We start from the raw sequence: 24,358 nt of genomic DNA, 5'->3' as shown, positions 1-24,358 counted from the left end.
ACTGTCCAGAATAGGTGTAAATTGGAACGTCAAGAAGGATGGACGGTTACAAGGAGGGAAAGAAACATATGTATGACCGTTTAAGATCGTTAAATTATCCAGTTAAACTTTATATTTTTATTGCACTGGCCCTATGCTCCGTAATTAGTACATTGTGGATCATTAACGTGCGACTGCCCTCAGGGGGCCGCCCTTATCTTTTTATTTGGTGGAATATGATGCTGGCCTGGATTCCTATGCTGTTGACGCTTTTGCTAGATGTCATTCATTGCTCGTGGAGAAGGGGAACAAGGACATTTTTGCTCTGGGTCATAGGGGCTGGATGGCTTTTCTTTTATCCCAATACGCCTTATTTGATCACAGATTTGCTGCATGTATTTGCCAGGTATCCATTTCTCGGGGAGCAGCGCTTTTGGGGCAATCCGTACTTTTGGAATCATGCATTAGGGATGCTGCTGGTAGCTGTGCTTGGTATCACCATGGGAGTTGTATCGCTTGAATCTGTACGACAGTTGGTGCAACGTGCACGGGGCGGGCTTGTCAGCTGGTTGTTTATGCTGGCGGTACTCCTGCTAAGTAGCCTAGGTATTTATATTGGCCGTTTCTTTCGAGGAAACACATGGGATATTGTGTCTGCACCGTCCCAGTTGTACACACAAGTATCCTCCATATGGGCGGATTCCTTGCAACGCACTCATTTTGTGGAGTTTAGCGGGATGGTCTTCGTTATTTTGCTCGTTAGCTATATATCCATGATGTGTGTGGCCTGGATGGGGAACAGCCGCCGGGACGAATGGCATCGCTGGTGATTACGATGGGGCTGAGTGGCTAAATATCATCATAAGATAAAATGTAAAAGCAAAGGAGGAATAGCTACAATGAATGGACAGAACCGATCTGATATCCGCGCTGGTCTTCAGGTGGATATTGTGCTTAAAAAGGATCAGCCTACGGGTAAACTGACGCGAGGAACGGTGAAGGATATATTGACCAATTCCCCACGTCATCCGCATGGAATCAAAGTGCGTTTGGTAGACGGACAGGTTGGACGTGTCAAACATATTGTAATGAATGAAGGATAGAGCTTTGGGCTTAGGAGGAATAATGTATGAATCAGGTAACGGCATGGTCTAAAAATGATCGTTATCCACTTATTTTACTTGTACTGCTGGTGCTTGCTCTCATTTGGTCCTTGGTTCGTCCGACGGATTATTTTACATGGGTACTGGAAGTTCTCCCAGCCGTTTTGGGAGCTGTACTGCTAGCGGCTCTTTACCGTCGATTTCGTTTTACCAATCTGGTATACACCCTAATCTGGCTACACGCACTCATCCTGATTGTCGGCGGGCACTATACCTATGCCGAAATGCCGCTGTTCAACTGGATTCGGGATACGTTTGGGCTGGAGCGCAATTATTATGATCGACTTGGGCATTTTGCGCAAGGTTTTGTGCCTGCACTCATTGTCAGGGAGGTGCTGCTGCGTAAGACGGCTTTGGGAAGCGGGAGCTGGCTCACTTTTCTAACGGTTAGTGTGTGCCTTGCGATCAGTGCTGTGTACGAACTGATTGAGTTTGCTGTAGCCAAGGCAACCGGTACGGCGGCAGAAGCCTTTTTGGGGACACAGGGAGATGTATGGGATACTCAATGGGATATGCTCCTTGCGTTCATCGGTGCCCTGACAGCGGTGATTTTGTTAAGCGGGGTACATAACAAGCTGCTCAAACAGCTAAAGGTATAGCAGGGTTTCTTTTTAAGCCGCTTTTTATTACCGTAGTTTTGAATTTTTTTTAGGGTTATATTCGCGTCACAGGGCGGCTGTCGAGATGCAGGGTCGCTGCATCCATGTAGCTGTCCAGTAGCCGCTCAAAAATACGGTCCCACGTCTGCTCCAGACTGTATGCTCTACCAGTTCTGGACAGAAAGTCGCGAAGTGGGACATCCTCGTACAACAGGTGTACAGCTTTGGCAAAGGCAGCGGCATCTCCAGCTGGACACAGTAACCCCGTTTTCCCCTGGATTACATTATCTTTTACCCCGCCTTCATTGGCGCCGATCACGGGCGTTCCGCTGGCCATTGCCTCCAAAACGACGTTACCGAAGGTTTCCGTAGTGGAAGGAAAGAGGAATACATCGGCTGCAGCGTACAGTTCAGCTAATTCCGGTCCTTTTACAAAACCAAGCCAGTGAACTGCGTGCTCTGGCACTCCGATATCTGCTGCAGTTTTGAATTTAAACAATGGGCCATCTCCTGCAATGACCAGCACTGAGGCTGCGCGGACGTCGCCGGGTAACTGGAGATAGGAATCCAGTAACGTATCTATTCCCTTTTCCGGTGCAAGTCTGCCCACATACAAAATCACAAATGCGTCTGCACGAACGCCCCATTTTTCCCATATCGCTTCGCGATTCACTGTGGGCTGGAAGCGGTCGGTATCAATTCCTCTACCCCAGATTTCGAGCTGTCCCATTCCTTTATTGCGTAACAATTCCATGGTTGACCGAGAGGGGACATATACCCTTTCACAATGTCTGTGAAACCAGAGCATGTATTTCCATAACGCAGGTTCAAGCCAGCGAAGCTTGTAATATTCGAGGTATTTATCAAAGTGGGTGTGATAGGAGGCGACAAGTGGAATATGGTGTTTGGCAGCGTAGCTTGTTCCATACAGGCCAAGGTTAAACGGAGTAGCGACATGAATTAGATGCGGGGAAAAGGCTGACAGGCGCTCGTTGATTTGTTTGGCGTTAGGGATCGCTAGTCTACATTCCCGGTACAATAAAAAGGGAATACTTCGAAATCGCTCCACGCCCGGCCCCGAGGACAGATGATGGTCTGCCTCCGGTGCGAAGACAAGCGTAGATACCCCGTGTGTCTCCAAATAGCCAATCCATCGTTCCAGTGTCAGAGCAGCGCCATTGACATCAGGCGTATACGTGTCTGTAAATAATGCGACTCGAAGCATGCCTTCATTCCTCCTCCGCCATTCTCATTATCCTATGACGTTCCAGGGGAGTCCGCTTGGAGGCTCCGGCTTTTATTGTGTCATGATTTTGTTTACGGGCTTGCCGGGTTTTGTAAAAGTTGCCCTGCGGACGGGCGCTCTTCTCAGATTTTACTAATCCATGGCACGATGAGATCCTTCTGCGATGTTGATGTATATAGGGGAATCCTGTTGATATGTATCCTAGCAGGAACTGTACATTTCATAAATATTCCTGATCTCCGATGGTTTTGGGTAATAATAAAACATGGACTTTGTCTTGAAATTTCATTATAGTAATTCGGTATGAATAAATTTAAAGGGTAAGCAGGAGGGATGGCTTTGGCTTTTGGAGCACGGGTGTTAAAAACGGGAATCGCAGTGACGCTCGCCCTTTTTCTGAGCACGCTTTTGAACACCCATTCGCCTGTGGGGGCAGCGATAGCCGCTATTTTTGCCATGCAACCGTCGATATATAGGTCGTGGCGTTATTTTCTGGATCAACTCCAAACAAGCACATTAGGTGCAGTCATGGCGTTGCTGGGCGGAATGGTATTTTCGAATGAGCCGATTGCGGTCGGACTGGTATGTGTATTGGTACTTATGATATGTCTGAAAATAAACATGGCTGATACGGTTGGATTGACACTCGTGACCGTTGTTTCTGTCATGGAAGCTTCAGGGGACTGGAAATTTGCAGTAACCCGCTTTGCGCTGACTCTGATCGGGATTGTGTCTGCTTTTGTCATCAACATTACTGTTTTTCCTCCCAAACCGAAAAGGCAGTTTATCAATCAGATTCAAAATGTATTTAATAGCATGTCCTTGCTGCTGCGAACCGCCATTTCCGATGAGATTAAGGAGTCTGTCTTTAGAGAGGAAAAGGGAAATTTGCAGGGAGCTATTAAATCACTCTCGGACAAATATCATTTGTTCGAAGAGGAGCAGAAAAAGCTCAAGCGCACCAAGTTTAGTCAGACCAGACAAATGGTCGTATACAAACAAATGCTCGAAAGTTTGCACAAAGGATACGAGGTCTTGGATGCGGTGGAAAGGCACTACTTCCAGTCTTTACGTCCAAAGGGAACAGATGCGTTTTTTGACGATCATCTGGAGCGGCTGATTCGTTTCCACGAGCACGCTCTGCTGAAATTCGAAAATAAACTGAAACCAAATGAGGATGAAAGTGAATTGTTTCAGCAGGCCAACGGCGATTTTATGAAGCATGCCATTACACGTTTTGACCATTGTGAGGAGGGAATGCTGCGGCTTTCCATCGTAGCTGCGACGATGTACGACTATGGTCATCAGCTGGAGCGATTAAGCAGACTGGCCGATCATATTCATCCTGTGGAAGAGAGTCGATAGGCAATTTCGAAAAAAAAGAAATGGCGACCGTATTCATCAATCAGATGGACGGTCGCTTTTTTATGTCATGAATTCAAGGATGTAGGAACAGGCTAATGGAAGATTGCCAGAAAATACAAAAAAAGCCCACTGGTTGCGAACAGGGACTGAACTTGCTACAATAGAGGATGCTATGTTTTACATCGTAAAACCGTATTGCATAAGTTGTTAACACACTTCTTGTTACATTATAGCATGCTTCAAAGGAATAGTCAATTTTCCCGGATCAGGGGGATGCGATGAGTATGCCCGGGTCCATAATAGAGCATAGTTTGTACGCAAGGGAGCCCTGCGCGGAGCAGGAGGAAACGGAACAGGAGCGATGTCAGTGACTACTGAGCAGCAATGGAATGAGGAACAACGAAGAGTAGAAGATGTGACCGCAGTCATTAGCGGGCGTATTCGGAAGCTGGAGACAGAGGTTGGTTCTGTGCGCGGCGATGTCGTCGATATGCGTAAAGACTTCTGGGATGAGGTAACGATCAATTTCAGTGAGGCGGATGATGTGGGTGAGACCTCCACCAGTTTGCGTCAGCAGTCTGAGATTTTGTCTGAGCGGGAACGAAGACACAAGCATTCCACTGAGGCGCTAGGTCGTTTGAAAAAGTTGCTGGACTCACCCTATTTTGCACGCATTGATTTTGCTGAGGAAGGGCAGACTGCGGAGCGTATTTATCTGGGGATTGCCTCCCTGCTGGATAATCAGGATGAGGAATTTCTGATCTACGACTGGCGTGCGCCTATTTCGAATCTTTATTATGATAACATGCCAGGTCCCGCTTCTTATAAGACCCCAGCAGGAGAGATGGAAGGAGAACTGACGCTCAAACGCCAATTCTCAATCCGTGACGGACAGATTCGCTTTATGTTCGATACAGGGGTTACCATTGGAGACGAACTCCTTCAAGCCGTATTAAGCCGGAGCTCGGATGCTCAAATGAAAAGTATTGTCGCTACCATTCAAAAGGAGCAGAATCGCATCATCCGTGATGACCGAAGCCGTATGCTTATTGTTCAGGGAGCGGCAGGAAGTGGCAAAACCTCTGCAGCGCTTCAGAGAGTAGCGTATTTGCTGTATAAATATCGGGATTGCTTGCGAGCGGATCAGGTCGTGTTATTTTCGCCAAACCCCATGTTTAACAGTTATGTTTCAACGGTATTGCCTGAATTGGGTGAGGAAAATATGCTTCAGGCCACGTTTCAGGAATATTTGGAACGGCGTTTGGGCCGGGAGTTTCAGTTAGAAGATCCTTTTGAGCAGCTGGAATATGTGCTATCAGCGTCGTCACAGCCTGGGTATGAAGCTAGGATGGAAGGTATCCGTTTTAAGTCATCCAAGACGTTCTTACATGTGATTACAGGCTACAAGGCGCATCTGGAACAGGAGGGAATGCGTTTTAAACCTGTTCGTTTTCAGGGACGTGAGGTGATCTCAGTAGAGCAAATGGCAAGCAAGTTTTATGAATTCGACTCGGCTGTGCGGCTGGCGAACCGATTGGAACTGCTACGCGATTGGATGCTCAAAGAGCTGGCCCGCTTTGGTAAGGAAGAATGCTCCGCTCCTTGGGTGGACCAGCAGATGGATCTGATGGAGCCGGAGGATTATCAGCGTGCATATAACCGCATGCGCCGTAAATCCAAGAATAAAGGCGATACCTTCGACGACTTTACACGTGAAAGAGAAATATTGGCACGTATGGTGGTCAGTGACCGCTTAAAGCCCTTGCGCAAGTGGATTAAGGCACTCCGCTTCGTGGATACAACCCGTCTATACAGCGAGTTGTTTATGAACGAGACGTTATTAAGCCAACTGTCGAATCATGCAGAGCTACCCGTCAACTGGAGTGAAATTAGTCGGCAAACTCTGAAACGAATTCAGGCTGGAGAATTAGCGTATGAGGATGTGACGCCCTTTTTATATTTGCGTGAGCTGATGCTGGGCTTCCGTTCCAATAGTAACATCCGTCATGTGTTTATTGATGAGGCACAGGACTATTCACCATTCCAGCTGGCTTTCTTTAAACGATTATTTCCGCAGGCTAAAATGACGGCACTCGGCGATTTTAATCAGGCCATCTATGCCCATGCTTCGGTGCTTCAGGATGCAGAACCATTGTATGACCTGTATGGAGCAGACCAGACCGAGATGATTTCCCTGACACGCAGCTATCGATCAACACAGGAGATTGTAGAGTTTACCCGGGGGATGGTAGCAGGGGGAGAACATATTGTTCCGTTTAACCGTAAGGGTGAGAAGCCTCTGGTAACCGAGGTGAACTCGCGTGAAAAGCTTCACCAACTGATTGCTGGGAATGTTACAAAATTGCTGGCAGAGGGTTATGAATCCATCGCGGTGATCTGTAAAAATGCTGATGAAAGCGCGGCAGCCTACGAAGCACTGGAAGGACAACTGCCAGTAAAGCCAAAATTAATTAAGAAAACAACCCCTGCTTTTGAAAAGGGGATTCATATCATTCCGGCCTACCTGGCGAAAGGCGTGGAGTTTGATGCGGTCCTCATTTATGACGGATCAGTGCAAGAATACCAGCGTGAGAGTGAGCGTAAATTGTTCTACACGGCCTGTACGCGAGCGATGCATTTGCTGCATATATATAGCATAGGGGAGATTACGCCATTCGTGAGTTCGCAGGAATCGGAGACGTATATCCGTAAAGTGGAATAAAGTGACTATGTTCTTTAGGGGCGGCTGGCATTGTTGAGCGTATTCCAGTAACATAAGCAAATAAGCCAAACAGGTAAGAAGCATAAACGGAGGTTACAAACGTAATGGACATGAAGAGAGTATTTCAACGCCCGCCGCTGGCGGACTGTGTACCCGAGTTGATAGCTACAGCTAGAGGGGAGCGCAAGGCATCGCTGGTGATCCGCGGAGGAACGCTGGTCAATGTGGTATCGGGCGAATTGTTACCGGGCATGTCTATTGCTGTGCAAGGCTCTCGTATCGCATATGTCGGTAGAGACGTTAGCCATACGATTGGAGAAGACACCGTAATCATTGAAGCGGAAGGCCGCTATATGGCACCGGGTTTGCTGGACGGACATTGTCATATCGAAAGCACACAGCTCACCGTAACTGAATTCGCGAAGGCTGTACTGCCGCTGGGCGTGACGGGCGGTTTTTTTGACCCACATGAAATTTCCAATGTGCTGGGTCTAAAAGGGCTTCGTCTGATGCTGGACGAAGCACGCACGACACCGCTGGCTGCTTACATGCAGGTAGCTTCGTGCGTGCCTTCCACAGGCCCAGAGCTGGAAACGACAGGTGCCTCTTTCGGTCCGGCGGAAGTCGCAGAGGCTCTAAGCTGGGGCCCGGATATGATCGGGCTGGGCGAAGTTATGAATTTCCCTGGCGTCGTCTATGGCGACGACGTGATGATCGGGGAAATTCAGGCCACGCTGCGCGCCGGCAAGGTGGCAGATGGCCATTTTACATGGGCCTCCGATGATTGGCGGCTGCCGGTCTATGCAGCCGCAGGAATTACGGGCGATCACGAATGTGTCACGCCCGAGGATGTAGCCGAGCGTATTCGGCTCGGCATGTATGCCAAGATGCGGCAAGGCTCCGCATGGCATGATGTGGCCGAGACGATCCGTGCCAGCACGGAAATGGGTCTCGACACGCGCCGCATGATGCTGGTGACGGATGATCGCAGCGCCGAATCCTTGCTCCATGAAGGACAGATGGATTTCGTTGTCCGTCATGCCATTGCGCAGGGCGTTAAGCCAGTGACTGCCTTTCAAATGGCAACGCTGAATACGGCAGAGCGCTTCGGCGTAGCACGGGACATCGGCTCGATCATTCCTGGTGCGATAGCTGATATTATCTTGCTTGATGGCCGATTGGCCGAAGTGAATGTGACGGCTACCATTGCAGCGGGTCAACTGGTGGCCGAATACGGTCAAATGGTCGCCGACTGGGACGGCTTCGTTTATCCTGCGGAAGTAATGGACACGGTCCATTTGGGTCGAGAGCTGAGTGCCGCAGATTTCCGTATTGCGGCTCCAGTGCAGGAAGGGAATGTACCTGTACGGGTAATTCGTGTCACGGAAAATCACGTGGATACGAAGGAAGTGCGGATGACCGTTCCGGTGCGTAATGGTGAAGTTGCATCAGATCCTGCACAGGATTTGTGCAAAATCGCCGTTTTCGAGCGGCATCATGCCAGTGGCAGCCACGCGGTAGCACTTGTGACAGGCGTCGGCTTCACCGAGCCAGCCGCAATTGCCATGACCGTAGCCCATGATAGCCACAACCTGCTCGTCATCGGCAATGATGACGAGCTCATGACCCAGGCGGCGAAGCAGGCCGTTGCCCTGCGTGGCGGCGTGGTGGTCGTATCCGCCTCGGGTGAGACGCGCTTCCCGCTTCCGATCGCCGGGCTGATGTCCCCAGCTCCGTTTGCTGAGGTAGCTGCGCAGTCCGAAAGCATCAGCCAGGCACTTCAGCAATCCGGCTGCATGTTGAACAACGCGCTAATGACACTGTCGCTGCTCGCACTGGTCGTAATCCCTGAAATCCGCCTGTCGGATCAGGGACTTGTCGTGATCGGAGCCGACGGTATACGGAAGGTGTCTCTTTTCGTGGAAGAGGATGCTACGGAAGCCTGATAGAATACATCACTGGGGTTGTCCTGCAGGTCTACCCAGACCTGTGGGATAGCCCCTGTTTTCTTATATAGTCCTAAAGGTATCTTTGATTCCTTAATCAACGTTTTGTGGGGTGGTGAGGAGATGCAATTATATTATCGTTCATTAGAAAAAATGGCTCATCAAGCCTCGATTATAGATCAGGATTGGAACAGGTTTGTAGAGCAAACCCGTGTGAGGCATGTTCCGCAGGGAACGGTTCTCATTGAAACCGGCGAGCTAGTGAAACATGCTTATTTTTGTTCAGAGGGATTATTCCGTTTGTTCTATACATTGGCAGATGGCAGAGAATATAATGTTGGTTTTTCGCCAGAAGATGATTATGTAACCTCTTATGGCGCTTTGGTCCAAGGTAAACCATCCACCTTTACGATAGAGGCCATGGAAAATTCGGTTGTTATTGAAATTCCATATTACGTATTAAAGGAGCTTATGGATACAAGCCATATGTGGGAAAGATTCGTGCGTAAAAGCGTAGAAAGACTGTACATTCGCAAAGAGGAACGGGAACGCGAATTGTTGTATCTTTCTGCTAGGGAACGTTATGATGCATTTCTTCTCAAGTATCCCAGGTTAGACAAACGAGTTGCACAATACCATATAGCTTCGTACATAGGTGTATCCCCCGTCTCACTTAGTCGTTTGCTGCGCAGCGATCCGCATTAACCTATGTTAATGCAAATTGGCAGACAAGCAGCGTACAATAATGATAAATTCATTCAAGCTTCACAAAAAAGGAGATAGGCATATGCGTTATATGATGATTGTATTATTGGAATTCTACCCTTCCTGGTTGGCTCTTCCTCGGGAAGAACGCCGTAAACATGCAGGGGCCTTGCAGGCTCGTATTCAGAAGTACAGCGAACATGTTCAGGTTCGTTTTTTCGATGCAGAAGCACTGCCCGGAAAGGACTATACGGATTTCGTCGTATGTGAAACAGAGGATATGAAGCAATATCACTATATGTGGGAAGAAATTCGTGATTCGGAGCCGTATACCAAAGGATATATGAAGATTAAAGATGTAGTAATGGGGATGGAAAATGCATTTCAGTCCTATGAGTCCGAAATGCTACAGATGGACAAATAACTCCCCGTACCTCTTATTATGTAAAAGTAGGAGTTGAGCTTGTACAAGTTTTAAACAAGGCGAGTTCCCATGCTGTTTTATTCAGCTGGGAATTCGCCTTTTATCTTTTGAAAATGATAATCAGAAAAACCACTTTATGCAACTGTATTACTTATAACCTTCAGAAATCCATTATTTGTTGCATTATTAATTAACTGATTAATAGATTTTGCTGCGCTATCGCTAAACAAGTACCACTCATCTTTGGATACGTCATGAATCAAAAACTTGGGATACCCGATTAAAACTTCGGATGGAAAGGACTGGATTAAAGAATACACATCAAAACGAGCTAAGCTTTTCCCCTTTTGGTCTAAAAAATCGTATTGTGCATTTTTATAATAAGACCCAGGTGTGTCAATAGTGAAGCTCCAAGAATAGTTTTCAGGTGCTTCGACCTTTTGACCTTTGTTTTTTGCAAAAATATTATAAATGGTTTCATTATATGCATTGCCATGAATTTGCTGAACTACGCCGCCCATAATCATATGGTATTCCTGTTGAAGTGCCTTTACTTGTACACCGTCTATGAGCAATGGTTCAGTATTAATAGTCACTGCAAAGTTGCTGTAATTGACATTACAGCCAAATGTCTCTGCAATAAAACGAAGTGGAACATATATGTTGTTATTTTTCAAGTAAGGTTTTACATCAAGCGGTATCTTTTGACCGTTTTTCTCCGCTGTGCTTCTGTTTACTGCTAATTTTACTTTCATATCGCTTTTAGCGAGAATAACCTCGGAATCGGACCATTCGACGCTAGCCCCCAAACTTTCGCTAATGACACGTAGAGGCACCATTGTACGTTTGTTCTTCATTTGTGGCTTTGCATCGGTTGCAATAGCTACACCGTCAATTTTGATTTGATTTTGTGCTGCATAAGCAGTGGACGATGAAATACATAAAAAGATAGCAAGAAAAGCGCCAAAGAATGCCTTGTTCATAAAAGATTGCTCCTTTTTTTGATTAATTTGTTGCACAGTAACTTTCCCCCATATTAAGACGCGACTGGATAAAAATTTGTTGCGTTTTCCTGTTCATCAACTTGACGTAACAACCAGTTTGTACTATTCAACTGAATTCCGATATTTACCACCCAAAAAATTCTAATCTTCCTGGGGAATTATGTCGATAACATTGAATATTGTTCATAAAATTTACAAAGTAAATCCTTAGGGGGAAAGTTAATGAGAAAACAGCTAAAAGTTGCGATTTCTCTAGCATGTTTAATGATGTTTATAGGTTGTTCAGCATCACCAGTATCACAGCAGACGACCAAGATTACATTTTTGAATTCTAAATCTGAAATAAAAACCCAATTAGAAGAAGTCGCAAAGCAATACAATCAAGTACACCCTGAAGTATCTTTAGAAATTATAACCGCTCCAGAGGGAACGTCTGCATATCAAAAGCTGATGTCGATGTACGGCTCGGGAAGCCCAGCAACGATGTCGATGCTTGACCCGGGTGACACGCAGACATTCCTGGATAAAGCCGTTGACTTAAGTAAAGAGAAGTGGGTAGCCGATACGATAGAAAATGGACTTGATGCAGTTAAGAAAAACGATGCTGTGCTGGGATTCCCATTTGCAGTGGAAGGCTACGGATTAATCTATAACAAGAAAGTATTGGACAAGGCAACAGGGGGTTCTTTTGATCCTTCTTCGGTCAACAGTAGAAGCAGCCTGAATTCATTAATGGCTAAAATTCAGAAGTCGGGAGTAGCACCAGTCATGCTTTCACCAATGGACTGGTCTCTTGGCTCTCATCTTCTGGCTCTGGCTTATTCTGTTCAACCTGGAGGTTTTCCAGAGTTTGTTAAAGGTATGCAGAACAACTCCATCGATATGTCCCAAAACAATGTAATGTCTGGATGGGTACAAACTTTAGATCTGCTCAAGGATAACAACATCAATAAACACGCGCCTTTGGACAGTACGTATGAGGATGGATCCAAAGCTTTGGGAGAGGGCAAGGTAGGGCTTTGGTTTATGGGCAACTGGGCTTGGAATGGAATAAAGAGCAATGATACGGCAAATGAGGAATACGGGTTCTTGCCTCTTCCGCTAAACGATAATACAGATGATCCCAACAATTCAAAGATCACAGTTGGTGTGACAAAGTATGTATTCATCGACTCCACAGCTACTACGCCGCAGCAGCAAGAGGAAGCAAAGAAATTTTTAAACTGGCTGGTATACGAAAAGTCGGGACAGGAACTTTTGGTTAACAAGGCTAATGTTATACCAGCCTTTAAGAATATTGACTTAGTGCCTTCCGATCCCTTGAGTAAATCGATCAAGTCATATATGTCGAGCGGAAAGACGCTGCCGTTTATGGCAACACTTCCACCTGATCATGGGGCCATCACAGGAGCATCTATCCAAAGCTATATCAGTGGAAAGATAGATAAGGCTGAGCTGTTACGCCAAATACGCATATACTGGAAAGCTCAGCAGGGATGATGCGAGATCAGTCACGGGAGGAAGATAAGGGTGTTTAAATTAACGTTAAAGAAAAAAATAATTAGTGCAGCGCTCATACTGGTAATCGTACTATCCCTTTCAAGTGTTATAGGCGTCATTAAGATGTCGGAAATGGGGGAGGCTTCTGATAAGGTAAATAACAGGTCGTTACCTGCGGTTATTCTTCTTCAAGGTATGGATAAGCAGATTACAGAAATCGATAGGCTCACCGTTCGAATGATACTCGAAGAGGATGCAGCTGCTCGCAGCACTTATCAAGAAGAACTAGCCAAAGCTACAGCTTCAATGGATAAGAGTGTAAATAAATATCAAAGTTTAGCCTCTACGGCAGAGGAAAAAGAACTGTTCACCAACTTTTATGGTCAGTGGGCAATGTATCTTCGCCATCTAAAGGTGGTTTCTGCGGCCATGGAAGAAAACGACAAAGTGATGGCCTACATGATCATTCACGGAAATTCTTCTATTTATAAGGCAGCATTAGACGATGTAAATAAACTGAAGCTGCTTAATGAGCAGTATGCCACTGAGGCAGCTAATCAATCGAGTCAATCTTACCATTCAGGTAGACTTTTGATGATTTCTTTGACTATCATATGTACGATCCTTGGAATTATCGGTTCTTTTTTATTGGCTCAATCTTTCACTAAGCCCATATTAAAAATAGCAGAACAGATAAAGCTGGTAACGAGAGGGGACCTGCAAGTGGAACCCCTTAGGGTCCGATCCAAAGATGAGGTCGGGGAGCTGGCATCCGATTTTAATGAAATGTGCGATTCGCTACGTAACCTTTTAAAGGAAGTTGTGGATAATTCCTTACTGGTTGCCTCTACGGCTGAACAGTTAACGGCCAGTGCAGAACAGACAAGCATTGCTACCGAGCAGATAGCTATAAGTGCAACTCAGGTTGCGGAGGGTTCTCAGACACAGCTTGCAGATATAGCTGAAACGCTGAATTACACGGTAGGCGTTTCTAAAAGTGTAGAGAGCATAACCAATCGCTTTGTGAATGTGGCGAAACTCACAACCCAAGCACAAGAAAAAGCAAACAACGGGAAAACCCAAATGTCTTCCACTGTCTCTCAAATAAGAGATGTGCATACCAAGGTAACTCAATCCGCTGAAGTGGTAAATATTCTAGGCGAAAAATCTGCGGAGATTAGACAGATCACAGCTATGATCAGTGATATATCTGCCCGCACCAACTTGCTTTCACTCAATGCGAGTATAGAAGCTGCACGAGCGGGAGAGCAGGGAAAAGGATTTGCGGTTGTCGCTTATGAAGTACGTAATTTGTCGGCACAAGCAAGTGAAGCAACGGGCAAGATTTCCTCTCTGGTCAACGAAATCGCATTAAGAACAGACGAAGTTGTGATTTCGATGAATGAAGGTGTTCAATCTCTAAATGAAGGTATGATGCTTGTCGAAGGTGTCGGTAACGTCTTTTCTGAAATTGTCGGTGCCGTTGAAGAGGTGAGCGGTGAGGTAGACACGGCGGCTGTAGAAGCAAGATCCGTAAATGAAGGAACCATTTCTATGGTGGAATCTATGAAGAAAATTGCCGAAATCTCCGAACGTGCAGCCGACTCTACTCAAACAGTCGCAAGCGTAGTCGAGGAAACTACTGCTTCCATGGAGGAAGTGTCCGCAGGTGCTAACATGCTTGCCAAGCGGGCGGAAGAGATGAATCAAACGGTGTCTGTATTCAAAATTTAAAATAAGTTAGCGGTAGTCTTGGACGAGAAAAACAAGCCCTAGACTACCGCTGTTGTATTCAACTCTTGTGTCTGAATTAATTTGCGTATAATTACGAATGAACTGCTTCAGCTTGTTTAGCAGCTTTTTTCAGATCCTGTTTACGGCGTTCCTCTAGATACCGTTCTCCATTCTTCTTGTCAGCTGTCAGCGTAAAACTGGAAATGATGGTGAACAGACCTGCAATGGAACCCAAAATAACATAAGTGATTGGGAAATTCAGAACTTCATACATATGTCCGACAATAGGTGAGAAAACAGATACTACCAGGGAGCCCATAAACAAATACAGCAGGTACATGGTGGACGATAAGCGCTGGTCAAAGTTGACGGTAATGTACTTGAAGATGGCTACCAGAATCAGCGGTTTTTCCAGGGAGTGAATCATCTTCATCGCAGCCACCCATATGGAACCGAACGGCAGCGAAGAACCGATAATACGCAACGACATGATCGTTCCGGCAATAATCAATGCCCATTTGGCAGTCGTTTTGTTCACAAACCATGGGGTAACAAACAGGAACACAAATTCCAGGAATACCTGTACAGCACTTAAATCGCCAAGGAATTGATTTCCTTCTGCTTTGGAACTGAACTGAGATACGAAATAGGTGGCAAATTGCTGGTCATATACCTCATAAATTTGGGTCACGCCAACCATGAATAGCATGAGAAACCAGAACTTTGTGGTGCGTACGAGATGCAGTACGTCAATGAGCTTCAACGATTCAGTTTTCTGCTGCTCCTGCCCAGAAATTTCGACTTTGGTCAGGAAGATGCAGATCATGGCAACAACGGCAGATACGGAGGCAATCCAGAAGGTCAGATTTACATTGATGTTGATGACCCGCCCCGCAACAAAAGTAGCAGCCGCCCACCCGAGGGAGCCCCACATACGAACTCGTCCGTATTCAAAGCCGTATTTGCGCGACACTTTGTCCATATAGGAATCGACGACACCGTTACCTGCATTAAACACCAGACCGATAAATAGTGCACCGACAATGGCACCAATGACGAACTGCGTTTGAAGCAATGGACCGTATACATAGATAAAAAAGGGTCCGACGAGCAAAAGGATCGTAAAGAGTATGTACAGCAGATGTTTTCTTAAGCCCAGCTTGTCGGATAAGTACCCAAACAGGGGTTGCATGATCAAGGCGACGATAGAGTTCGCCGCGTATAAAAACCCTGTGTAGGTTTCTGAAATCCCCAGGCTTTGTCCCAGCCAAATGACAAAAAAAGACATGGCGGCAGACCATGTAAACAGATAAGCGAAATTAAAAACGCTCAAAGACCAGTAGTTACGTTTTGCTAAATTCATGTTTAAGCACCCCTTCAAATTATAGCCGCTCAATGTATTGCATACGTCTTTAAACATTGTCTGTACTATTAATTGTAAGGATGATTCAATTGAATCCATAGGGCATTTTCCCAAGATTTCCTGTGCTTATTGCAATCAATTGCTAGATGGGTTATACAGAGCTTTTATTATCTTGTAAGAATTAAGTCCTACGTGTAAAATTGTTCATAGTTCATTAGGCTCATTTAGTAGGAGGAGAAACATGGCACGAAGCAGAATTGTTCTAAGGTCTGGCTGACATGGTCATACTGATAGCACAATAAATTGCTAGAGCAAGGGGATGAAGTGGTTCTTTCGCAAGTACAAAGTTACTTGAAACCGTGAACGTATATAGAGTATTGTGTAATGATGAGTTATCGAAACTCACATCTTGAATAATGTTCTTACACCGATCGGGAAGGGTTAGCGGAGGGCTATCCCTACTTGGTGCTGCTATGTCCTATTCACATGTCCTATACAAAATAAAAAGAAAATGAATGATAACAAATTGTTGTGATTTCATGGTTGGAGGATTTATTATGTCAAAAAGTGTTTCTTCGTCCTTTATTATTATTATAGGATCGATGCTATTTGCCTTATTTTTTGGTGCAGGGAATCTAATCTTCCCACCTATGCTTGGTCAAATGGCTGGAAAGAATGTATGGATAGCCAATGCGGGTTTCTTGGTTACCGGAGTTGGTTTACCGTTACTAGCCATCACTGCCTTTGTTTTTTCAGGCAAAAGCAATTTACAAACTTTAGCGAGTCGGGTACATCCTGTATTCGGGATTGTCTTTACAATGATCCTTTATCTAGCCATTGGCCCTTTATATGCAATTCCAAGAACCGGTAGTGTGTCGTTTGAAATTGGAGTAAAACCTTTCTTTTCAAACCATACAGATCATCCTGTCGCACTTTTTGTATTTACAATTCTTTTTTTTGGAGTTGCATGCTTGTTATCACTTAACCCTACAAAAATTATTGATGTGATCGGAAAGTTTTTAACCCCCATTAAATTGACATTCATTGGAATCCTGGTGGTTGTAGCTCTTATTCACCCCATAGGAGCCTTCCAAGCACCTGCTGAAGGTTATACTTCGCACGTCTTTTTCAAAGGTTTTCAAGAAGGTTATTTAACATTGGATGCTCTTGTAGCCTTTATTTTTGGAATTATCATTGTGAATGCAATTAAGGAAAGAGGAGTTACTGCCAAAAAAGAGCTGATGATTATTTGTGCAAAATCGATAACCATTGCGGTTGTCCTCTTAGCATTTATCTATACGTCTCTTGCCTACATGGGAGCTTCTAGCGTTGAAAAACTGGGTGTTTTAGAAAATGGTGCTGAGGTGTTAGCCAAGGTTTCATCCTATTATTTTGGATCTTACGGCTCAATTCTATTAGGCTTAATGATTACAGTAGCGTGTTTAACGACAAGCGTAGGGCTTATTACGTCCTGTTCTTCCTTTTTTCATACATTGTTTCCGAAAGTTTCTTATAAAAGAATTGCTCTCATGTTATCCATATTTAGTACCATTGTAGCCAATATAGGTTTAACACAGCTCATTAAGGTTTCAACGCCAGTGTTAATTGCAATATATCCTATTGCGATTTCTCTAATATTTTTAACATTTTTACATTCCGTGTTTAAAGGAAAATCAGAAGTATATCAAGGCAGTTTAATATTAACCTTCATTGTTAGTCTATTTGACGGCTTGAATGCTGCTGGAATAAAAATCAAAGTAATTAATGATTTTTTCACTCAAATTCTTCCGTTATATGATGTAGGATTAGGCTGGTTAATTCCCTCTGTTTTAGGAGGAGTAGGAGGTTATATATTCTACTATATTAAACGAAGAAAAATTGTCCTTATACTTATGAAGCCAAAAAATAAATGATTTGCTTATTCGGTGAATTGGACATGTATAACAAAAAAGAAAGAACGAACGGAGAACTGGATCTTCCGTTCGTTCTTTCTTTTTTGTAACTTTACTGGCTTCAATTCAAATCAAAGTCATGCTTTTCAGTCTGTTATAGAAGGGACAGCAGGCGCCTGATCTGCTTCGTGCTGCTTGCGGTATAGCGAAGGAGTCAGACCGTTCCATTTTTTAAAGGTTGCAATAAAATAGCTTAGATTTTCAAATCCCACATCCAGCGCAATATCAACTACTTTGCGGTCACTTTGCTCTAGCAACCTGCAAGCCTTCTGAATCCGCTGATAATTGATATATTCAACCGGACTTTTCTGCACCATCTGCTTGAAGAAACGACAGAAATGTCCCTCGCTCATCCCAACCTCATCTGAGATCTCTCGCAAACGAATGGGCTCATGCGCATGACTGTTGATGTACGCCAGCGCTTTTTTGATCCGTTCGACCTTGTTGCGTTGACTCGCCATAACCACGTCTTCTCCGTTAGCCGGAGTCATATGCGGGAACAGGCAGGCGATTATGCTATAGAGTTGTGCTTTGGTGGTCAGCTCACGGGCAGGCGCATTCTGTTCATGGCTGGTGATAATACGTTTCAACGCGGTCAATAGCTCCTGCTCCCAAGACTGCACACCGCGAATGTGAGGGGGAGGGACGAGCTTTTTATGGATAAACGGTTCAATAAACTGGGTCTGAACTGTATCTTGCGTGCGGCTGTGCAGCATGTCCGGGTGAAACACCACCGCAGAAAATACACAGCGAGGACTTTTTTGTAAATAACCGGCGTGAAGCTCGCCACTGTTTACAAAAAGGGCTTCACCTTCGCTAACCTCCGTATAGACCATATCCGTCTGAAATACAGCGCTCCCCTGTTCTACTACGATAAACTCCATTTCCTCATGCCAATGGGACTCCAATATACGATTTCCGTTCAATTGCTCTACGCTCGGATATACGCTGACTGGATACATGGGATTGCCGTGAATGCGGTTTTCTCGTAACATTTCCCTTTGCATTTCAATGATTCCTTTCGGCAAACTGATTTATATAGAAAAAATCAAAATATTGATACTAAACGTCAAAATAAAAGAAGTAAACCCTTACATAAATCAATATTATTATAGTAAGGATTTCGAAAAAATCCAATAAGCGATTTGGGAACAAGGAATATAAAAGTCGAGACGGAGGAAGAGACAGATGAAATTTACTGATGGCTATTGGTTGGTTCGTAAGGGCTATGAAATACAAAATCCTGCTGACATCCGTGATATCGTGACGGACGATGCTTCCATGACGGTATATGCAGCAACCCACCGGATCGAGCACAAAGGGGATACGCTGAACGGAGCGTTACTGAAAGCGACCTACAGCTCTCCCATGCCGAATGTTATTCGAGTGCGTCTGAACCACCATAAGGGACGGGTGCATCATGGACCAGATTTTGAAATTCACACCTTGCCGACAGAGGTGGATATTACGGTGGGTGAGGACGTAGCGGTGCTGAAAAGCGGTGATCTGAGTGTGCGAGTCGGTCGTGGAAAGAGCTGGGACGTAGGCTTTTATGTCAAGGATCGTAAAGTCACAGGCAGTGGGCATCGGGGACCAGGCTATATTACGGACCCACAAGACCAGCCTTTTTTCCGAGAGCAGCTGGAGCTGGGCATGGGGGAGTACGTATACGGTCTTGGAGAGCGTTTCACTCCGTTTGTGAAAAATGGTCAGGTCGTTGATATTTGGAATGAAGATGGCGGGACCAGCAGTGAACAGGCGTACAAAAACATTCCATTTTATTTATCCAATAAAGGGTACGGTGTATTCGTCAATCATCCGGAAAAGGTATCCTATGAGATTGCGTCGGAAAATGTTTCGAAGGTACAGTTTAGCGTTTCTGGCGAATCGTTAGAGTATTTTATTATTGGTGGAGCTAATCCTAAGGAGGTACTGGACAATTATACCAAGCTGACAGGCAAGCCTGCATTGCCCCCGGCCTGGACCTTTGGTTTGTGGCTGACCACTTCGTTCACGACTGATTATGATGAAGCGACAGTAAACCATTTTGTGGACGGGATGGCTGAACGGGATCTGCCGCTCTCGGTATTCCACTTTGACTGCTTCTGGATGAAGGAATACCAATGGTGCGATTTCCAGTGGGACCAAGATATGTTTCCAGATCCGGAAGGCATGCTGCAGAGATTGAAAGCTAAAGGTCTCAAAATTTGCGCATGGATCAATCCGTATATTGCAGAAAAGTCCATTTTGTTTGATGAAGGCATGGAGAATGGCTACTTGGTTAAAACAGCCGATGGCAGTGTGTGGCAGTGGGACATGTGGCAGGCGGGAATGGGGCTGGTTGACTTTACGAATCCGGCTGCAGTTGCCTGGTATCAGGATAAGCTGAAGGTGCTGATCGATCAAGGCGTGGATTGCTTCAAAACCGACTTTGGTGAGCGTATTCCAACAGATATAGTTTATTATGATGGCTCTGATCCAATGAAAATGCATAATTACTATACGCATTTGTACAACAAAGCTGTGTTTGATGTGCTGGAGGAAAAGCTGGGCAAAAATGAAGCCGCATTATTTGCACGTTCTGCCACAGCCGGGGGACAACAGTTCCCAGTTCACTGGGGCGGAGACTGCTCGTCCACGTATGAGTCGATGGCAGAATCCTTGCGGGGCGGATTATCGCTTGGCTTGAGTGGTTTTGGCTTTTGGAGCCATGATATTAGCGGCTTTGAACTAACGGCTGCGCCGGACTTATACAAACGGTGGGTACAGTTTGGACTGTTGTCCTCCCATAGCCGTCTACACGGAAATGTGTCATACCGTGTTCCTTGGCTGTTTGACGAAGAGTCAGTCGACGTAGTGCGCAGCTTTACCAAACTCAAATGCTCGCTGATGCCACACCTGTATGCAGCTGCTGTGGAATCCTCGGTGAAGGGACTGCCGATGATGCGGGCTATGGTTTTGGAATTCCCGCAGGACCCTACCTGTGCCACGCTGGATCTACAATACATGCTGGGGGATTCCATTTTGGTAGCTCCGATCTTTAATAAAGAAGGCAATGTACAGTATTATGTACCAGAGGGTCAATGGACGAATTTGCTAACGAATGAAATCGTATCTGGCGGTCGTTGGGTCAACGAGCATCATGATTTTACAACCTTGCCTGTGCTCGTGAAGCCAAACACATTGCTGGCCATCGGTCATGAGGATCGTCGTCCGGATTATGATTATGCAGATCAAGTGACGCTTCATTTGTTTGAGCTCGGTGAAGGGCAACAGGCCCGCACGGTCGTCGTGAATACATCAGGTGAAGAAGAGCTAACGGTTACTGCCAGCCGCAAGGATTCTGTCATTACGGTGAAGGCCGAAGGGGCCGTTAAACCGTGGTCGTTAGTACTGCGCGGTATCCATGAGGCTGTTCAAGTGAAGGAAGGCAGCAGTCTGGCGGGAGAACAGGGGTTAATCATTACACCAGCCTCCAGCGGACAGCAAGAGCTCACTATTCACTTGGCCTAGGTTAGGAGTTCATCCGTGGATGGATAGATTATAATGTAGCGATTATATTGCAAAAAAAGGGCTTGCCTGATACAAACAGGCAAGCCCTTTTTGATGTGGGATTCCAATAAAGAATATCTTCAACTTTAGCATTGATATCATACCCTATGCATTTTGCTGAAGTAGTAGTGGTACAAGGTACTGCCGGAAAATATCCACAGGAGTCCGTTTCTTTTTAAATTTATCAGCTGTGAGGACAATTACCAAGTCATAAGAGGGGACCACGATAATATATTGCCCACCAAAGCCGAGTGCGTAAAAATAGTCTGTTTCCATTCCTGTCTCTCTCTCATCTGAAAAGGAAGAAGCCCACCAGTGAAAGCCGTAATATGCTTTTTGTGGTTTGGAGGCTGGAAGAAATGGACGGGTCGAATATCGGACGGTCTCTGTCTGGATGATCTGCCGTCCTTCCCAGCTACCTTCGTTCAGATAAAGTCGCCCGAATTTGAGCATGTCCAGCGGTCTGAGATGCAACCCAAAGCCCCCGGTGTGAGTGCCTTGCGGATCGGTTTCCCACTGATAGTTATCGATACCAAGTGGCTGGAATAATTGCTCCTCGGCAAATTCAGCAACGGCTTGTCCAGAGGCAGAACGCAGCAAGGTGGCCAAAAGTTGAGAACAGCCAGAGCTGTACTCCATTCGCGTACCTGGTATATCCGATAATGGCTGTGAAAGCACAAATTGTACCCAATCGGACGTTTTGCTCATGGTAGGAAAAGAATTTTGTCCCCCAAATTCAGTCCAGTTAAAGCCAGCAGACATCGTCAGCAGGTGTTCAATCGTAATATCACGCTTTCGAGGATCACTGTCTTTGGCTAACTGGGGGAAAAATTCGAGGATCGGTGTCTCTGGTTTGGGTACCAGTCGTTGATCCATAGCAATACTAACTAATGCGGAAATCACACTTTTGGTACAGGAATTTATTTTATAGAGTTCGTTGGCGAATTGAGGCTCACGATAGTAATCCATGATCGTATGTCCCTGTTGCTCAATAAGACAGCTACGGGTTTCCAACTCGTTAAGCACGTGAATAAGTGGTTTGAGCTCCAGACTTTTCATGCAGATCCTCCTTGAGGCTTATAGCATACCATTACATAGTATATCATTTTTAATCATCCGAATCCGACAAGTATAAACGAATAATGGTTCTTATCTTTTTCCCTAATTTGAATTTTTTTGTTTTATGATATTAATAAATATATATATGTTCACTAAAAAGACACAAATATATTTGAAAATCTATACACTTTTTCGGTTTCATTTAAAAAAACAGATCAATAAAACGATATATAGTAAGTTGAACATTTTATTTTGAAACAACTGGGGGACCAATTCATGAACTTAACAATTAAGACCAAAATGATTCTCAGCGCGATACTGATCCCAAGTGTGATTGCTGCCATGCTGCTGACCAATTACATTTTAAGTGTACATAGTGAGAATGAGTACAAAGATATTATGAAACGTGAAGAGGCGATTGCGTATAACTCCAAGTCTCTGCAATTTTTGTTAAACGGGATATCCAATGATGAGCGGGCATATTTGTTGACTCGTGACGAACAGTATGGGAACGAGATCGGAAACAAGCAAAGTGAAGTTGCAAAGTTGTTACAGGAGACAGAAGCTCTGCTCAATACAGGCAATGAGGATACAAAGAAGAAGATGACTGATCTCAAAACAGGGATTAATACCTATATGAATCAAGTTCATAGTCTACTGAATACAGCGGGGTATAAGAGTACAAGAGATGATGCCTTCCCGCCATTTTCTGAATTGCTCGATGATTTTGAAAACGAACGGGTTTTGCGCAAGCAACTTGATACCAAGGTGGTAGCATTTGTCAAAGCGCAAGAAGATATGGTAACGGTGAAAATACAGCAGGCGCACCAAACGATGACGAACACAACCTTAATTACGAGCTTTGTAGGACTTTTGGTTATTATTTACAGTATTGCTCAATCTATCGTTTTGATTCGTTCTATTCGTCCATTACACCATATGAATGAGCAGTTGTTGCAAATGTCTCAAGGTGGAGGAGATTTACGAAGTAGACTGGATATTACGTCCAAAGACGAAATCGGTATGATTGCGAGCTCCTACAACAAGCTTATTGAAGGGTTCCGCAATATCATTGTGGATGCTCAGGATACGGCTCGTACATTAACCGTAACCGCAGAGCGTGTTAACGTCAGTACTGAGGAAATGAATCAGGCCAATCGTCATACCTCCGGTGTAATGGAAGAGCTTGCGACTGGTATGGAGCATCAGGTCGATGATATTACACAAACTACAGATACCATAAAAGAGCTTGCCAACGAGCTGGAACGGATTGCTGCCACAAGCGAGCAGGTATATGAATTGTCTGATACAGCTGCTAAAGATGCAGAAGCAGGGGAACAATCAATTGGTCAGGCTATGCGTCAGATGGAGAAGGTAAGCGAAAGTGTAGACAGCTCTGCACGTGCTGTACGTTCACTTAGTGAACAGGCGGAGCAGATTGGCATGATCGGATCTGTTATTACCGGATTTGCCAAACAGACTGGAATGCTGGCGCTTAATGCGTCCATTGAAGCGGCAAGAGCGGGAGAACAGGGCAAAGGATTTGCTGTTGTGGCCTCTGAGGTAAGAAGATTGTCCGAGCAAGTATCAGTTTCAGCAGCAGAAATCACACAGTTTGTGCAAAATATTCAGGAGCATGTTGGGCATGTCGCTTCAACCATGCAGTCTGGAACAGTTGAAGTGCAATCTGGCGTAAAGGTCATGCAATCCGCTGAAACTGCATTTCGTCAGATTGGAAGTTCCATTCAACAAGTCAGCGAACAGATTCACAGTGTAAACCGGTCTGTAGAACAAATGTCCGGTGGATCTGAGCGAATGGTGAAGGCCGCGGAACGCATCCGTGAAGTAGCGGAGCAGACGGCAGGAGGAACCCAAAGCGTCAGTGCGGCGGCTGAAGAGCAACTGGCTTCCATGGAGGAAATTGCATCGTCCATTCATACTGTGGCGGATATGTCGCAATTGCTAAACGCAAGGGTCGGTGGTTTTAAAGTATAGCCGTATAAATTCCCACCAATGTAAACACAATAACATCTGTTGAACGAATC

At 45.2% G+C, this 24,358-nt stretch carries 18 protein-coding genes; 13 read left to right on the top strand and 5 right to left on the bottom strand.

What is annotated here, in order from left to right; genetic code table 11:
• The first annotated feature begins 68 nt into the window (after positions 1–68).
• From OIU26_RS15305 to OIU26_RS15295, 3 genes are all read left to right on the top strand, one after another.
• Complete coding sequence (locus tag OIU26_RS15305; protein ID WP_165080107.1) at positions 69–809, top strand: DUF1361 domain-containing protein; 741 nt, start codon at positions 69–71, stop codon at positions 807–809.
• Between the two features lie 69 nt (positions 810–878).
• On the top strand, positions 879–1,082 hold the full coding sequence (locus tag OIU26_RS15300; protein ID WP_013370570.1) for a YwbE family protein: 204 nt from the start codon (positions 879–881) through the stop codon (positions 1,080–1,082).
• 26 nt (positions 1,083–1,108) lie between these two features.
• Positions 1,109–1,741 (top strand): DUF2238 domain-containing protein, encoded by a 633-nt coding sequence (locus OIU26_RS15295; RefSeq protein ID WP_264217301.1) that lies wholly within the window; start codon positions 1,109–1,111, stop codon positions 1,739–1,741.
• A gap of 55 nt (positions 1,742–1,796) precedes the next feature.
• On the opposite strand, the gene OIU26_RS15290 is transcribed toward OIU26_RS15295, so the two are convergent.
• Positions 1,797–2,966, bottom strand: coding sequence for a glycosyltransferase family 4 protein (locus OIU26_RS15290; protein ID WP_264217300.1), 1,170 nt, complete (start codon positions 2,964–2,966; stop codon positions 1,797–1,799).
• A 354-nt stretch (positions 2,967–3,320) separates the two neighbouring features.
• Here OIU26_RS15290 and OIU26_RS15285 point away from each other — a divergent pair, with 354 nt between their 5' ends.
• From OIU26_RS15285 to OIU26_RS15265, 5 genes are all read left to right on the top strand, one after another.
• A complete protein-coding gene (locus OIU26_RS15285; protein ID WP_014599646.1) occupies positions 3,321–4,352 on the top strand; it encodes an FUSC family protein in 1,032 nt (343 codons plus the stop codon).
• Between the two features lie 361 nt (positions 4,353–4,713).
• Positions 4,714–7,074, top strand: a complete 2,361-nt coding sequence (gene helD / locus OIU26_RS15280) for an RNA polymerase recycling motor HelD (protein ID WP_264217299.1) — start codon at positions 4,714–4,716, stop codon at positions 7,072–7,074.
• A gap of 104 nt (positions 7,075–7,178) precedes the next feature.
• Positions 7,179–9,020: an adenine deaminase gene (locus OIU26_RS15275; protein ID WP_090735619.1), complete on the top strand. Its 1,842-nt coding sequence runs from the start codon at positions 7,179–7,181 to the stop codon at positions 9,018–9,020.
• Positions 9,021–9,143: 123 nt separating this feature from the next.
• A complete protein-coding gene (locus OIU26_RS15270; RefSeq protein WP_264217298.1) occupies positions 9,144–9,725 on the top strand; it encodes a Crp/Fnr family transcriptional regulator in 582 nt (193 codons plus the stop codon).
• 82 nt (positions 9,726–9,807) lie between these two features.
• A complete protein-coding gene (locus tag OIU26_RS15265; protein WP_013370578.1) occupies positions 9,808–10,149 on the top strand; it encodes a darcynin family protein in 342 nt (113 codons plus the stop codon).
• Positions 10,150–10,283: 134 nt separating this feature from the next.
• On the opposite strand, the gene OIU26_RS15260 is transcribed toward OIU26_RS15265, so the two are convergent.
• Positions 10,284–11,132 carry a copper amine oxidase N-terminal domain-containing protein gene (locus OIU26_RS15260; RefSeq protein ID WP_165080181.1) on the bottom strand — a complete coding sequence of 283 codons (849 nt, stop codon included), beginning with the start codon at positions 11,130–11,132 and terminating at the stop codon, positions 10,284–10,286.
• 243 nt (positions 11,133–11,375) lie between these two features.
• Between OIU26_RS15260 and OIU26_RS15255 the strand changes: the two genes are divergently transcribed.
• Positions 11,376–12,653 carry an ABC transporter substrate-binding protein gene (locus OIU26_RS15255; RefSeq protein ID WP_165080095.1) on the top strand — a complete coding sequence of 426 codons (1,278 nt, stop codon included), beginning with the start codon at positions 11,376–11,378 and terminating at the stop codon, positions 12,651–12,653.
• A gap of 30 nt (positions 12,654–12,683) precedes the next feature.
• The gene (locus OIU26_RS15250; RefSeq protein WP_264217297.1) at positions 12,684–14,387 is read left to right on the top strand and encodes a HAMP domain-containing methyl-accepting chemotaxis protein; all 1,704 of its coding nucleotides are present in this window, start codon (positions 12,684–12,686) and stop codon (positions 14,385–14,387) included.
• Positions 14,388–14,478: 91 nt separating this feature from the next.
• Here the strand turns inward: OIU26_RS15250 and OIU26_RS15245 are convergent, their stop codons facing one another.
• Entirely contained in the window at positions 14,479–15,750 is a 1,272-nt protein-coding gene (locus OIU26_RS15245; RefSeq protein WP_264217296.1) for an oligosaccharide MFS transporter, read from the bottom strand.
• Positions 15,751–16,307: 557 nt separating this feature from the next.
• Between OIU26_RS15245 and brnQ the strand changes: the two genes are divergently transcribed.
• The gene (gene brnQ, locus OIU26_RS15240) at positions 16,308–17,663 is read left to right on the top strand and encodes a branched-chain amino acid transport system II carrier protein (RefSeq protein ID WP_264217295.1); all 1,356 of its coding nucleotides are present in this window, start codon (positions 16,308–16,310) and stop codon (positions 17,661–17,663) included.
• Positions 17,664–17,788: 125 nt separating this feature from the next.
• Here the strand turns inward: brnQ and OIU26_RS15235 are convergent, their stop codons facing one another.
• Positions 17,789–18,709: an AraC family transcriptional regulator gene (locus tag OIU26_RS15235; RefSeq protein WP_264217294.1), complete on the bottom strand. Its 921-nt coding sequence runs from the start codon at positions 18,707–18,709 to the stop codon at positions 17,789–17,791.
• Between the two features lie 181 nt (positions 18,710–18,890).
• Between OIU26_RS15235 and yicI the strand changes: the two genes are divergently transcribed.
• Entirely contained in the window at positions 18,891–21,215 is a 2,325-nt protein-coding gene (gene yicI / locus OIU26_RS15230; RefSeq protein WP_264217293.1) for an alpha-xylosidase, read from the top strand.
• Positions 21,216–21,359: 144 nt separating this feature from the next.
• Here yicI and OIU26_RS15225 read toward each other — a convergent pair whose 3' ends face one another.
• Positions 21,360–22,313: a serine hydrolase domain-containing protein gene (locus OIU26_RS15225; protein ID WP_264217292.1), complete on the bottom strand. Its 954-nt coding sequence runs from the start codon at positions 22,311–22,313 to the stop codon at positions 21,360–21,362.
• 276 nt (positions 22,314–22,589) lie between these two features.
• Between OIU26_RS15225 and OIU26_RS15220 the strand changes: the two genes are divergently transcribed.
• Positions 22,590–24,308: a methyl-accepting chemotaxis protein gene (locus tag OIU26_RS15220; protein WP_264217291.1), complete on the top strand. Its 1,719-nt coding sequence runs from the start codon at positions 22,590–22,592 to the stop codon at positions 24,306–24,308.
• Positions 24,309–24,358: the final 50 nt, after the last annotated feature.

The sequence above is a fragment of the Paenibacillus sp. BT-177 genome (assembly GCF_025846815.2).
In the GTDB taxonomy this organism is placed as follows: domain Bacteria; phylum Bacillota; class Bacilli; order Paenibacillales; family Paenibacillaceae; genus Paenibacillus; species Paenibacillus polymyxa_C.
Note: the sequence above shows the minus strand (reverse complement) of the source record. Positions and strands in the feature narration are given on the sequence as shown.

Bases quoted from the DNA above. Each gene is read 5' to 3' on its own strand.
- OIU26_RS15300 (WP_013370570.1), top strand. From the start codon at position 879: ATGAATGGACAGAACCGATCTGATATCCGCGCTGGTCTTCAGGTGGAT.
- OIU26_RS15265 (WP_013370578.1), top strand. From the start codon at position 9,808: ATGCGTTATATGATGATTGTATTATTGGAATTCTACCCTTCCTGGTTG.
- OIU26_RS15245 (WP_264217296.1), bottom strand. From the start codon at position 15,750: ATGAATTTAGCAAAACGTAACTACTGGTCTTTGAGCGTTTTTAATTTC.
- brnQ (WP_264217295.1), top strand. From the start codon at position 16,308: ATGTCAAAAAGTGTTTCTTCGTCCTTTATTATTATTATAGGATCGATG.
- OIU26_RS15295 (WP_264217301.1), top strand. From the start codon at position 1,109: ATGAATCAGGTAACGGCATGGTCTAAAAATGATCGTTATCCACTTATT.
- OIU26_RS15260 (WP_165080181.1), bottom strand. From the start codon at position 11,132: ATGAACAAGGCATTCTTTGGCGCTTTTCTTGCTATCTTTTTATGTATT.
- yicI (WP_264217293.1), top strand. From the start codon at position 18,891: ATGAAATTTACTGATGGCTATTGGTTGGTTCGTAAGGGCTATGAAATA.
- OIU26_RS15225 (WP_264217292.1), bottom strand. From the start codon at position 22,313: ATGAAAAGTCTGGAGCTCAAACCACTTATTCACGTGCTTAACGAGTTG.
- helD (WP_264217299.1), top strand. From the start codon at position 4,714: ATGTCAGTGACTACTGAGCAGCAATGGAATGAGGAACAACGAAGAGTA.
- OIU26_RS15255 (WP_165080095.1), top strand. From the start codon at position 11,376: ATGAGAAAACAGCTAAAAGTTGCGATTTCTCTAGCATGTTTAATGATG.
- OIU26_RS15305 (WP_165080107.1), top strand. From the start codon at position 69: ATGTATGACCGTTTAAGATCGTTAAATTATCCAGTTAAACTTTATATT.
- OIU26_RS15235 (WP_264217294.1), bottom strand. From the start codon at position 18,709: ATGCAAAGGGAAATGTTACGAGAAAACCGCATTCACGGCAATCCCATG.
- OIU26_RS15285 (WP_014599646.1), top strand. From the start codon at position 3,321: ATGGCTTTGGCTTTTGGAGCACGGGTGTTAAAAACGGGAATCGCAGTG.
- OIU26_RS15270 (WP_264217298.1), top strand. From the start codon at position 9,144: ATGCAATTATATTATCGTTCATTAGAAAAAATGGCTCATCAAGCCTCG.
- OIU26_RS15290 (WP_264217300.1), bottom strand. From the start codon at position 2,966: ATGCTTCGAGTCGCATTATTTACAGACACGTATACGCCTGATGTCAAT.
- OIU26_RS15220 (WP_264217291.1), top strand. From the start codon at position 22,590: ATGAACTTAACAATTAAGACCAAAATGATTCTCAGCGCGATACTGATC.
- OIU26_RS15275 (WP_090735619.1), top strand. From the start codon at position 7,179: ATGGACATGAAGAGAGTATTTCAACGCCCGCCGCTGGCGGACTGTGTA.